The following is an 11,539-nucleotide window of genomic DNA, read 5'->3' on the forward strand; positions in this document are numbered from 1 at the left end:
TAACGGCTAAAGCTTTACTAGAGAGCACGCGAGCACATTGGAGCATTGAAAATCAAATGCACTGGCGATTAGACGTTGGTTTTAAAGAAGATGAATGTCGGATACGTCGAGAGCAAGCCGGTGAGAATTTAGCAGTTATAAGACATATAGCTTTAAATCTGCTGACGGAAGAAATCAGCTTCAAAGCAGGGATCAAAAGAAAGCAGAAAAAAGCGAACCGCAATAGCGCTTACCTTTCGCAAGTCCTTGCAGGGCAAGGGGCTTCGTAATCTTGCCCTGTGAAACCAAACAGAAAGCCTTTATTGAAGCTTATGAAGCGCTCAAAGCAAACTCTGGCAAGGATGAGTCGATTTATTCATTGATGCTGTTTTCCTACTCAAGCAACCAAGATATCGCATGGTTGGATACGAAGAGGGCATGATAAAGCGGTTGAAACAACGGGAAGTCGAAGTCGTTTAAACCTCATTAGTGCTTTGAATCTTAACGACATTAGTGGCACTATTATTAATGATTACGAAACTATAAACAGTGAAAGCATCGTTCGCTTTTTCTGCCAAATTAGAAACGTTATCCATTAGAACACAAGCTCCACATCATTTAAGGTGGCGCGGAGTACCATCGTAGTGATCTAGTCAGAGATACTGCTTTTTTCTTGAATATTGAGCTTCACTACCTTCCACCTTATAGTCTGAATCTAAACCCAATCGAGCCCCCCTTTTTCAGGCTAAATCCACAAATAGTTCATTTTTAAGGGCTTTGTAGCTTATCAGGTATTCAGTTTTCTAATCTTGTTAGCTAGTTTTATCGCATGATTCTTAAATAACGTATGAGCTATTTACAGCCCATTTTTATTGCTTTTTTGATAGCGCCATAAATAAATTGGGGGTCATTCCAGATTATCGATAGAAAGGCAAAGCTGAGCACAATTTTGCAAGTGGCAGTTGTTAAAAGTTTGAACGGTTCGATTTTTTGAAGCGGTTGAATGGCTTTTTTCATGGTGTACTTTCTAAGTCGAAGCTCTGGCCGTAATTCAGCGGAACCAAACCTAGAACTACGATCTGATCAGCTACGTCTACTACCTCTCGTAGCCTTACGGCTAAGCAACCAACTAGAATCTATACGACGCCCACTCATTAGCCGCGGTTATCTGGTCTTTTGGATTTCTGAAGAAGCGCTAAGTGGCTGGGTGAAAAGCAAACCAAGTAAGGCCTCGTTGATTCAGTGACTTAGTAATTACTATTGCGCTCAGGTTAAACGTTAGTTTCCTCTATGCAACGAAAATACTGTAAGGATTTGTCGACTAGATATTTAAGCTAGCCTATGTTCCGTTAAGTTGCTCGTATTACCTAGTAATAAGTTGCAGAGTGATACAACCCTAGTTATTAATGCAACTGGCCCTAAATTTTATGACGAAGGTGGATAGAAAGTCAAAAATACGGAGTAGATGAAGAAGTACTCCCGAACTTACTCAAACAAACACGGCGAAGCACCCTTGAGGTTTCTGGTAATGACGTTTATCGATACGAGAGCCTGTTACTATGCAATTAAGATTAAGCGAACAGTTGCGCTTGCTCCCCAAGAGAAGGAGCAGCATTCTGGGGCCGCTACCACTCAAGAAATCATGCAGTGGGTTGCCAGAAATTAGATCGCTCAAATAAGTGTTGGAAACCCCAATGTTCACTCTCAGAAACAGCGATGTATCGAGTTAAACAGTTGTTAGAAGGACGATTGATCTTAAGAAATACACGAAATAGGCTGCTCGCCTACAGATGTGATTGAACATGTTGGAGAGTGAAACGATAGTAAAAGTGAGTATGAACACAAAAGAACGATGTGTGCGATGAATCTTGAGTATCTTTAAAGGTTATAGCAATTATGAGGCATTCGTGACTTTTCGAGGCGTTCTTAAGGTTGGAGGAGTATTCTATCTTTGTATGAAGGTAGTGTTTACTTAAATATGGATTTCTGATCTTATTGTGTTTTAATTAAACTACCAATCATGAATTTATTTAGGGGTTTTTAAATAAGACTAATGATTAATATATTTAAAAACACATTGGCCATGTCAATGGCGAATGTTCTTTCAGTTGTGGTTAATATAGTATGTATGCCTATTATAATTAGTAGGTTAGGTGCGACTGGATACGGGGAGTATATTTTTGCATTCATTCAGTCTCAACTTGTATTGTTGATTTTGAATTATTCCTTTGATACTTATTTAGTTAGGGAATGTGCCGATAAAAATGATTTTTTTTTGGCAAAAATGATAACTAAAATATATTATACTAGATTAATTCTATACGCCTTTGCATCTATAAGTATTATATTTTTTTTAATTTATACCAACAAGGTGAGTGCAAACGTAGCTGTTCTTTCATCTTTATCTGTGTTCCCATTGTGCTTTAATTTGTTGTGGTATTACCAAGTAAAGGAAAGAATGGAAGTAGTAGCCATGAGTAACGTGATTGGCAAATTGGCGTTTTTAGTGCTGATAGCTATACCATTTGATAATGTAGAATATGTTTTCGTTTGTTGGTTTGTTAGTAATTCTATTATTTCTTTAGTTTACTATCTTAATATTAACGGTAGATTAAGTTGGCCTAAGATTAACTTTATTGAAATTTTATTAATGATTAAAAATGCCTCTTCAATTTTTAGCTTTCAGTTTGTAGTTGGTGTGATACCTGCATTAGCATCAAATTTGGTTTTAAAGCATGGAGGGATTTCATATATGATTTACTATGATGTTTTTAATAAAATATCGTCTATGTTGAACTTGTTTACTTCTTCATTCATGCAGTCCGTTTACCCTATAATGGCTAAAAAAAATAACAGCAATAAAGTTATTGTTGTCTTTATGTCAAAAATAGCTATTGCTATTGTTGCTTTATTTATTTCATTGATTTCTTTTACTTTTATTATTCGCGGGTGGCTGGACGAAGCTTTAAGTTATATATTAGGGACGGAGTTAGTAAGTATAGATGTTGTCGTTTTTCTATCTTTGATTTTCTCATTGTGTGTAAGCCTAAATTCATTATTGTCGAGGTATCTTGTGTTAAGAAAGAAAATGGCTTTAATAAATGCTGCTACTGTGGTGTGTATGTTGACGGTCGTTTTTCTACCTAGACTATATTTACTTTCGCAAGGTGAGCATGTTGTTGCCATTATTATATTTGCGCAGTTTTTGATGTTATTTGTGATGATGCTAGGTGTATTAAAAGAGAGTAAATTTTTTGGGTAAATATCTAAGAACACTGATCAATGTTTTTTTTCGTTATCTTGACTATTATATAGCAAAGGTAAGGTCGTTATATTATGGTTTTCGCATACAAACTGGAAGGCAATTAATGGTTTGGGGGAGGATTAAAATAATACGACCTGAAAATGTTAGAGTTGGAAATAACCTTACAATCAATCATGGTGTTTATATTAACGCGACAGATAAGGTAGATTTAGGTACCGGTGTAGCTTTATCTGCGGGGGCAATGATTATTACTACAAGTTTGTTGGAGAGTGGCATTTCGTCGAAAGAGCACTTTAACGCTCCTGTAACTATAGGGGATAATGTTCAGATTGGAGCCGGAGCTATAGTCCTCCCCGGTGTGTCAATAGGCAATAATGTAATTGTAGGTTCAGGCAGTATTGTCTCAAAAAATATTAAATCTAATAGTATTGTTGCAGGTGTTCCAGCAAGGCTAATAAGAAAAATTGAGGTGTAGAATATATAATGAATTTAAGATTTCATGCCGTTAGTGATATTATTTTTATTTCTTTCGCCATCATACTCACATACATTTCTATATCACTTTTTTTATTAGAAAAACAGATGCATTTGATTTATATCTTCGTATCGCTAGTTAATGTTTCACTCGCGGTTAGATTTCGTCGAGACATACCGGTGTTAATCATACTTGTATTTGGTTTGTTGTATGTTATTGAAATGAGGCATTTTTTTAGTTTTGGATTGAGAATATCTTATTGGAACTCATTTCAAGATGCTTATCATATAAGCAAAGCTCTGGTTTTATACAATTTATTTTTACTTCCCTTCTTGTTTTTGGCTTTGAAAGTGAAGGAAAGAAATATGTTTCCAGTATCAGCTATACGAAGCAGTAACGTTGTGGTTTTTTATTCATCAATATTGTTTTTTTTAGCATTAAGCCATGTTGGAATAAGTGGTGACACAGTTATCAGTAGTGGTTACGGAAGTAATGATAGCAACAAATCGGCTCTATTTGAGTATGCAATTATTTTCTTTGTTATTTCTCAAATATATACTTCCAGCTCGTTTGTACAAAAAACTGTAACTTTAATCTGCTTGATTTACTTTTGTTTAAAGAGTGTTCTTTATGGTGGGAGGATCGAAGCGCTACAAGCCGGCCTCGCTTTTCTATATATGGCCTACGATTTTGGTCGTGATATTGATAAGAAAAAGCTCATATCGATGGGTTTACTTGCATTAGTTTTAATGACTTTCGTAGGAGTTATTAGGAGTAACCCTGAGCTTATTTCGAGGGCGCTACGAGGGGATTTCTCAATGGAGATGCTATTTTCAGTACCTAAAACAGGAATTGTTTCAAGTCAATTTGGTGATGTAATGCAAGCATCATCTAGAATGGTTGGTCTCGCTGATAGTGGGTTTTGGACAAGCGAGCTAAGGATTATGAGTTTTTTATCATTCATATTTAATATTTTTTTGTATGGTTCAAGCTTTCAAGAAACAAGCAATTTAGCTCTTTTGGATCAAACAAGCTTTGGCGCTGGTGGAGGAGGATTAATTTCTGCTTATTTTTACGTTTGGCTTGGATGGTTAGGACCATTTTTTGCTGGGATCTGGTTAGTAGTATCTTTATATCTTGGGCTTTATAGAAATAAAGTAAATATGTTTTTAGCTATATATGCCATATCATTGATCATAACTTTCCCTAGATGGCTTGCATATAGCCCTGTTGTTTTTGTTAAGTATGGAGTATTTGCCATTTTATGTATGTTGGCTTTCTATATTTACAATCGAGTTATTAGAGAGTTTTTATCAACATGATAGTGTTATTTTAAAATGGAAGTTAGAATGAAAGTATTAATTGTTTCCGATGGTTTTTCGTCTCATCTATATGCCGACTCTTTTACAAAGCCATTTGAAAAACTTGATTGGGAAGTAGAACATTTTGAATGGTTAGACTATTTTTTTAAATATCAATATCCAAATCATTATTCTAATGATGGTAATAAATTAAAGTCAATTTATTTTCGAGTTCAAAATAAATTTACTATTGGTCCAGCGTTAAAAAATATTAATTGTGATCTGATTGAAAAAGTGAAGAGTTATAAACCTGATCTTGTTTTGATATATAGAGGTACACATGTATGGTCAAGCACAATTGATAAGATCAAGACTGAAAAATCAATAGTATTTAGTTATAATAATGATGACCCATTTTCAAGTAATTATCCATTTTATTATTGGCGTTTACATAAGAAAATGTCAAAATCTTGCGATCTGGTATATGCGTATAGAAAGAAGAACATAGATGATTATTTATGTCTTGGTATTGAAAAAGTAAAATTGCTCAGATCCTATTATGTCACAGAAAATAATTTTAGATCCACTGAAGTTGAAAAGGATATAGACGTATTATTTATAGGTCACTTTGAAAATGACGGTCGAGATCATAGTATTCTAAAATTATTGAGGAGTGGGGTTGATGTAAAGTTATATGGTACAGGATGGTCAAAATCTGAAGTATACGAAGATATTGTAAAATTCAATGGTTTAGTAAAACCAGTATATAAAGATTACAATTTGACAATCAATCGAGCGAAAATAGCGCTAGTTTTTTTGTCCAAATTGAATAGAGACACTTACACAAGAAGGTGTTTTGAGATTCCTGCTACTGGCACTTTAATGTTAAGTGAGCATACTGACGATCTTGCTACTATGTTTGAACCAAATCTGGAGGCTTGTTTTTTCAACTCAGATATTGAACTGATTGAAAAAGTAAAAAACCTTCTTTCTGATTCCAGGAAGTTAGATAGAATTGCCTCAGCTGGCTATGCTCGGTTAATTAATGATGGTCATGAGGTTAATGATAGAGTTAAAGATATTATTGATGATTATATAGAACTAAAAGCCCAAGGAAGCCGAGAGTGAATAAATTCGATTTTTTGTATATTACCAATGTCCCATCTTTTTATAAAATTAGCCTTTATAATGAGATATCCAAAAGTAAGAGTATATATGTAATATTCATATCTAAAAAATCCGCTATTCGTAGTGGTGATTTTATGTCTAAAAATATAAATTTCCCTCACACTTTTATCGAAGATGGCGAATTCGAAGGAAGGAACAAAATTGGTGTTTTACTTAATGTTTGCAAAGTTCTTATAAGTTTAAAATTCAAAAAGATTTACTTTTCTGGGTGGGAGATAATTGAGCTAATTCCTATACTACCTTTCGTCAGAGAAAAGAAAAGCATAATTATTGAAAGCAGTATTTATGAATCAAAAACAACAGGTATTATTGGTTTGGTAAAGAAAGCTTATATTCAGTTTTTTGATGAGGCGTTAGTCTCTGGCTTCTTGCAACAAGAACTTGTCTTAAAGCTAGGTTTTAAAGGAAGAGTGATTTTTAGCCATGGAGTAGGAATCCCTAAATTACCTAGCTTTAAAATTAATAAAAGGGACGTACCTAATAATAGCTCATTAAAATTCTTGTTCGTAGGTAGATTAGCAAAAGAAAAAAACCTTAGTTTACTTATTCGTGCTATAAATATGTCAAACCATAACCTAACAATTGTAGGCGATGGTCCTTTGAAGAACGAACTAGAGAAAGAAGCTGGTAACAAAGTTCAGTTTCTTGGTTATCAAAACAATAGCGATATACATAGTATATATCTAAAACATGATGCACTCGTTCTTCCCTCTTTGTCAGAACCTTGGGGGTTAGTTGTAGAAGAGGCTCTATCTGTAGGCTTACCTGTAGTTGTTAGCCAAAAAGTCGGATGTAAAGTTGATTTAGTAGAGGAGTTTAAAACTGGAGTTGTATTCAACGATAATTCACTTGAAGACTTAATCTTTGCTTTAGACGAACTATCGAGCGATTATAGTTTCTATTCTAATAACACTCGACGTTACAAAATTGAAAATAGGATAGAGAAGCAGGTTTTGTCATATGTCAAAAACTAGAAAGAAAATACTGATTATTGGACCTTTTCCTGATCCTATTCATGGTATGAGCCTGGCCAATTTGATGCTGTTTGAGTACTTTCGTAATAGTAATCTTTTTAATGTAAGTAAGTTTGATATTTCCATCGGCGATCAGATAAAAAGTAAGCAAGAGCAAGGAAAGTTTGATTTTTTCTATTTCCTCTTTAGTTGTCTAAATCTTATTAATGGTTGCATAGCTATTATCATTAGTAGAAGAGCGATACTGTATATTACACCACCACAATCAGCTTTAGGGTTTATTAGAACACTTCCTTTTATTATATTGTCCAAAATTTTATCAAAAAAAACAATTGTTCATTTTCATGGTTCAAGACTAAAAATAAATTATAATAATACGAATTTTATATTTAAGGGATTAATCAAACTGGGTTTGCTCTGTGCTGATAGAGTGATATTTTTAGGTGATTCAATTCGTAATGATCACATTGAATTAGTAGACAAAAAAAAATCAGTTGTATGTTGGAATGGTGTAGATAGAAGTTCAACAATTGAATTAGGTTACGAAAAAAACAAAATTGATATTCTTTTCCTTAGTAATTTGATGAAGGATAAAGGCATTTTTGACTTTCTAGATGCAGTCAAAAAACTTGATCCTAATAAATATAATATCCACATTGCTGGTAGTATTGAGCCTTGTTTTAAAGAGGAAATTAGTGATGTTTTAAGTGCTTTATCTGGCCGTTTGAAGTTTTATGGACCTGTCTATGGGGACCAAAAATGGGAGCTTTTTAATTTGGCAGATATTTTTGTTTTACCAAGTTATGATGAGGGGCAACCACTATCAATTCTAGAAGCATATAGTTGTGGGTGCTCTGTTGTTACCACTAATGTTGGAGGTATAGCAGACATATTTAAAGATGGTGATAATGGCTTGTTTTGCAAAGTGTCTGATGCAAACGATATCGCAGATAAAATACAATCTTTAGGACCAAATGACCTTGATCGGATTTCTATGTTTAATAGAAAAATTTACTTTGATTGTTTTACCACAAGCGCTTTTTGCGCTCGAATTGAAAATATTATAGGTTGAAAATATGTTTAGTGAAGGTACTTTACTTATAACTGGCGGTACAGGTTCTTTTGGTAATGCTGTTCTTGATAGGTTTCTTAATACAAATATTAAGGAAATTAGGATATTTTCAAGAGATGAGAAGAAACAGGATGATATGCGTAAAAAATACAACTCATCTAAGCTTAAGTACTATATAGGCGATGTTCGTGATTATAATTCGATTCTTTCTGCTACTCGTGGTGTAGATTTTGTCTACCATGCTGCAGCTCTTAAACAAGTACCTTCGTGTGAATTCCATCCAATGGAAGCTGTAAAGACAAATGTTCTAGGTACTGAAAACGTATTAGAAGCTTGTATCGCAAATGAAGTGTCGCGAGTTGTCTGTTTAAGCACAGATAAAGCGGTTTACCCAATTAATGCTATGGGGATTTCTAAAGCGATGATGGAAAAAGTGATCGTTGCTAAATCACGTAATGTAGATCCTAAAAAGACCGTAATATCGGCAACACGTTATGGTAACGTTATGGCATCTCGCGGTTCTGTTATCCCTTTATTTTTACGTCAAATTATAAGCGGTGAGCCAATCACTATTACAGACCCGAACATGACTCGCTTTATGATGACTTTGAATGATGCCGTTGACCTTGTATTACATGCATTCACGCATGGTGTAAATGGTGATGTTTTTGTACAAAAGGCTCCTGCAGCGACAATTGAAATTTTGGTTAAGGCCTTGCTACAAATCACGGATAAGCCAAATCATCAGGTAGACATTATTGGTACGCGTCATGGTGAGAAATTATATGAAGCACTATGTAGTCGTGAGGAGATGTTTGTTGCTGAAGATCAGGGTGGATACTATCGAGTTCCATCTGACAATCGAGATTTGAATTATTCTCAATACGTTGAAGAGGGTGAGCAGGACTTAAGTGTTATTGAAGATTATAACTCTCATAATACTGAGCGCTTGAATGTAGACGGTATGGTTAAATTGCTTCATAAATTAGATTTTATCGCAGACATTGAAGCTGGTAGCGTTAATGTTCCGGAAGGTGTGTAATGAAAGTTTTAGTTACTGGGGCGAAAGGATTCATTGGAAAGAACTTATCTTTGCTTCTTAAAGAGCAAGATAAATACACAGTTACCGAAGTTGATCGTGACACTTCTGTAAGTGAGTTGAACGAAGCATTGGCTCAAGCTGACTTTGTATTTCATCTTGCGGGTGTTAATCGTCCTAAGAATGAATCAGAATTTAAAGAAGGTAATGCAGACTTAACTTCTCACATTGTTGCCACTTTGAAGTCTAATGGTCGTAAAGTTCCATTGATGATCAGCTCATCAATACAAGCCGTTAGTGACAATGCGTATGGTGCTAGTAAAGCGAAAGCTGAGAAAATTGTAGAAGCTTATGGGCAGGAAACAGGCTCGCCTTGCTTTATTTACCGTTTCCCAAATGTATTTGGGAAGTGGTGCCGTCCAAACTATAACTCTTTCGTAGCAACCTTCTGTCATAACATTCTTAATGATATTGAGGTCAATATTCACGACCCTGATGCACCTGTTACGTTAATTTATATAGATGATGTTTGTAAGTGTTTGATGGCTCTGTTAAATGGTGATACTTCGTCTGGTACGATCAAAGTAACTCCTGAGTACTCAACTACGGTTGGTTATGTTGCTGACACGCTTAAGGATTTCAAAGGAAGCCGTGATAGTTTAATTACTGAAAATGTGGGGACTGGTCTAGAACGCGCTCTGTATTCGACTTACTTAAGTTACATGCAGCCAAGTCAGTTTAGCTACACAGTTCCTAGCTATGGGGACGAAAGGGGCGTCTTTTGTGAAATGTTAAAGACGAAGCAGGCTGGTCAATTCTCGTTCTTTACTGCACATCCAGGTATTACTCGCGGCGGTCATTACCATCATACTAAGAATGAAAAATTCCTAGTGATTAAAGGTGAAGCTTTGTTCAAATTTGAGCACGTGATCACTGGCGAGCGTCATAGATTAAGTGTTGATAGCAACAATCCAAAGATTGTTGAGACGGTTCCAGGATGGTCACACGATGTGACTAATGTTGGTTCTGAAGAGTTGATCGTTATGTTATGGGCGAATGAAATTTTCGACCGAGAAGCACCTGATACAATTGCTAAACCCCTGTAAGGTAAAATGATGAAAAAAATGAAAATAATGTCAGTGGTAGGCACCCGTCCTGAAATTATCCGCTTGTCTCGTGTACTTGCTAAGCTAGATGAGCATTGTGAACATATTCTGGTACATACTGGGCAAAACTATGACTTTGAGCTAAATGAAGTTTTCTTTAATGATCTTGGTGTTCGTAAGCCAGATTACTTCTTAAATGCAGCAGGTAAGAATGCAGCAGAGACTATTGGTCAAGTCATTATCAAAGTGGATGAAGTTCTTGAGCAAGTACAGCCAGAAGCAATGCTTGTGCTAGGCGATACTAACTCTTGTATTTCGGCACTGCCTGCAAAGCGTCGAAAAGTGCCAATCTTCCACATGGAAGCGGGTAACCGTTGTTTTGACCAACGTGTTCCTGAAGAGACAAACCGCCGTATTGTTGATCACACTGCTGATATCAACCTTACATACAGTACTATCGCTCGTGACTATCTTTTAGCTGAAGGTTTACCAGCAGATCGTGTGATCAAGACGGGGAGTCCGATGTTTGAAGTTCTGAATCATTATATGGGTCAGATTGATGCTTCAGATATTCTTCAAAGACTGGAACTTAGCCAAGGCGAGTACTTCGTAGTGAGTTTGCACCGTGAAGAGAATGTTGATTCTCCTAAGCAATTGGCCAAGTTAGCAGAAACATTAAACAAGGTTGCTGAGAGCTATGATTTACCTCTGATCGTTTCTACTCATCCACGTACGAGAAACCGCATTGAGGCTCAGGGACTAGAGTTTCATAACAATATTCAATTGCTTAAGCCAATGGGCTTCCATGATTACAACCATCTTCAAAAGAACGCAAAAGCGGTCCTTTCTGATAGCGGTACCATAAATGAAGAATCTTCAATCATGAATTTTCCAGCGTTAAACCTACGTGAAGCTCATGAAAGACCTGAGGGGATGGAAGAAGCATTTGTTATGATGGTTGGTTTGGAGGTTGAGCGTGTACTGCAAGGTTTAAAAATCTTAGAATCTCAACCAAGTGGTGATGAACGTTTGCTACGCCCAGTTTATGATTACTCTATGCCAAATGTATCTGACAAGGTCGTACGTATAGTTCATTCTTATACAGATTACGTTAAACGTGTTGTATGGAAAGAGTACTAA

General features: G+C 35.7%; 11 protein-coding genes and 2 pseudogenes. 12 read left to right on the forward strand and 1 reads right to left on the reverse strand.

Annotated elements, in window-relative coordinates:
* A partial coding sequence (locus AB6E54_RS20495; protein WP_372169016.1) for an ISAs1 family transposase occupies positions 1 to 269 on the forward strand: 269 nt, incomplete at its 5' end.
* Positions 270 to 286: 17 nt separating this feature from the next.
* Positions 287 to 739 (forward strand): annotated as a pseudogene (locus tag AB6E54_RS20500) (transposase); the annotation flags it as partial.
* A 92-nt stretch (positions 740 to 831) separates the two neighbouring features.
* Here the strand turns inward: AB6E54_RS20500 and AB6E54_RS20505 are convergent.
* Positions 832 to 996, reverse strand: coding sequence for a hypothetical protein (locus tag AB6E54_RS20505; protein WP_372107367.1), 165 nt, complete (start codon positions 994 to 996; stop codon positions 832 to 834).
* Positions 997 to 1,217: 221 nt separating this feature from the next.
* On the opposite strand from AB6E54_RS20505, the pseudogene AB6E54_RS20510 reads away from it, so the two are divergent.
* The 10 genes and pseudogenes from AB6E54_RS20510 to wecB all read left to right on the forward strand — a co-directional run.
* Positions 1,218 to 1,743, forward strand: a pseudogene (locus AB6E54_RS20510) (IS5/IS1182 family transposase); the annotation flags it as partial.
* A 289-nt stretch (positions 1,744 to 2,032) separates the two neighbouring features.
* Positions 2,033 to 3,241 carry an oligosaccharide flippase family protein gene (locus AB6E54_RS20515; protein ID WP_372107365.1) on the forward strand — a complete coding sequence of 403 codons (1,209 nt, stop codon included), beginning with the start codon at positions 2,033 to 2,035 and terminating at the stop codon, positions 3,239 to 3,241.
* Complete coding sequence (locus AB6E54_RS20520; protein WP_372107363.1) at positions 3,234 to 3,719, forward strand: DapH/DapD/GlmU-related protein; 486 nt, start codon at positions 3,234 to 3,236, stop codon at positions 3,717 to 3,719. Before AB6E54_RS20515 ends, AB6E54_RS20520 begins: the two co-directional genes overlap by 8 nt.
* Positions 3,720 to 4,084: 365 nt before the next feature.
* Positions 4,085 to 5,041: a hypothetical protein gene (locus AB6E54_RS20525; RefSeq protein WP_372107361.1), complete on the forward strand. Its 957-nt coding sequence runs from the start codon at positions 4,085 to 4,087 to the stop codon at positions 5,039 to 5,041.
* A gap of 27 nt (positions 5,042 to 5,068) precedes the next feature.
* Complete coding sequence (locus AB6E54_RS20530; RefSeq protein ID WP_372107359.1) at positions 5,069 to 6,148, forward strand: glycosyltransferase; 1,080 nt, start codon at positions 5,069 to 5,071, stop codon at positions 6,146 to 6,148.
* Complete coding sequence (locus AB6E54_RS20535) at positions 6,145 to 7,182, forward strand: glycosyltransferase family 4 protein (RefSeq protein WP_372107358.1); 1,038 nt, start codon at positions 6,145 to 6,147, stop codon at positions 7,180 to 7,182. Before AB6E54_RS20530 ends, AB6E54_RS20535 begins: the two co-directional genes overlap by 4 nt.
* Positions 7,169 to 8,254, forward strand: coding sequence for a glycosyltransferase family 4 protein (locus AB6E54_RS20540; protein WP_372107356.1), 1,086 nt, complete (start codon positions 7,169 to 7,171; stop codon positions 8,252 to 8,254). The genes AB6E54_RS20535 and AB6E54_RS20540 overlap by 14 nt, the downstream gene beginning before the upstream one ends.
* Positions 8,255 to 8,258: 4 nt before the next feature.
* A complete protein-coding gene (locus AB6E54_RS20545; protein WP_372107354.1) occupies positions 8,259 to 9,296 on the forward strand; it encodes a polysaccharide biosynthesis protein in 1,038 nt (345 codons plus the stop codon).
* Positions 9,296 to 10,399, forward strand: a complete 1,104-nt coding sequence (wbjC, locus tag AB6E54_RS20550; RefSeq protein WP_372107352.1) for a UDP-2-acetamido-2,6-beta-L-arabino-hexul-4-ose reductase — start codon at positions 9,296 to 9,298, stop codon at positions 10,397 to 10,399. The genes AB6E54_RS20545 and wbjC overlap by 1 nt, the downstream gene beginning before the upstream one ends.
* A gap of 9 nt (positions 10,400 to 10,408) precedes the next feature.
* Positions 10,409 to 11,539: a non-hydrolyzing UDP-N-acetylglucosamine 2-epimerase gene (gene wecB / locus AB6E54_RS20555; protein ID WP_372107350.1), complete on the forward strand. Its 1,131-nt coding sequence runs from the start codon at positions 10,409 to 10,411 to the stop codon at positions 11,537 to 11,539.

The organism is Vibrio sp. 10N.247.311.49 (genome assembly GCF_041467655.1).
Taxonomy (GTDB): Bacteria; Pseudomonadota; Gammaproteobacteria; order Enterobacterales; family Vibrionaceae; genus Vibrio; species Vibrio crassostreae_C.

What these genes read in the sequence shown, in the direction of transcription:
- wecB (WP_372107350.1), top strand. Translation starts at nt 10,409, where the DNA reads ATGAAAAAAATGAAAATAATGTCAGTGGTAGGCACCCGTCCTGAAATT.
- AB6E54_RS20540 (WP_372107356.1), top strand. Translation starts at nt 7,169, where the DNA reads ATGTCAAAAACTAGAAAGAAAATACTGATTATTGGACCTTTTCCTGAT.
- wbjC (WP_372107352.1), top strand. Translation starts at nt 9,296, where the DNA reads ATGAAAGTTTTAGTTACTGGGGCGAAAGGATTCATTGGAAAGAACTTA.
- AB6E54_RS20525 (WP_372107361.1), top strand. Translation starts at nt 4,085, where the DNA reads ATGTTTCCAGTATCAGCTATACGAAGCAGTAACGTTGTGGTTTTTTAT.
- AB6E54_RS20505 (WP_372107367.1), bottom strand. Translation starts at nt 996, where the DNA reads ATGAAAAAAGCCATTCAACCGCTTCAAAAAATCGAACCGTTCAAACTT.
- AB6E54_RS20545 (WP_372107354.1), top strand. Translation starts at nt 8,259, where the DNA reads ATGTTTAGTGAAGGTACTTTACTTATAACTGGCGGTACAGGTTCTTTT.
- AB6E54_RS20515 (WP_372107365.1), top strand. Translation starts at nt 2,033, where the DNA reads ATGATTAATATATTTAAAAACACATTGGCCATGTCAATGGCGAATGTT.
- AB6E54_RS20530 (WP_372107359.1), top strand. Translation starts at nt 5,069, where the DNA reads ATGAAAGTATTAATTGTTTCCGATGGTTTTTCGTCTCATCTATATGCC.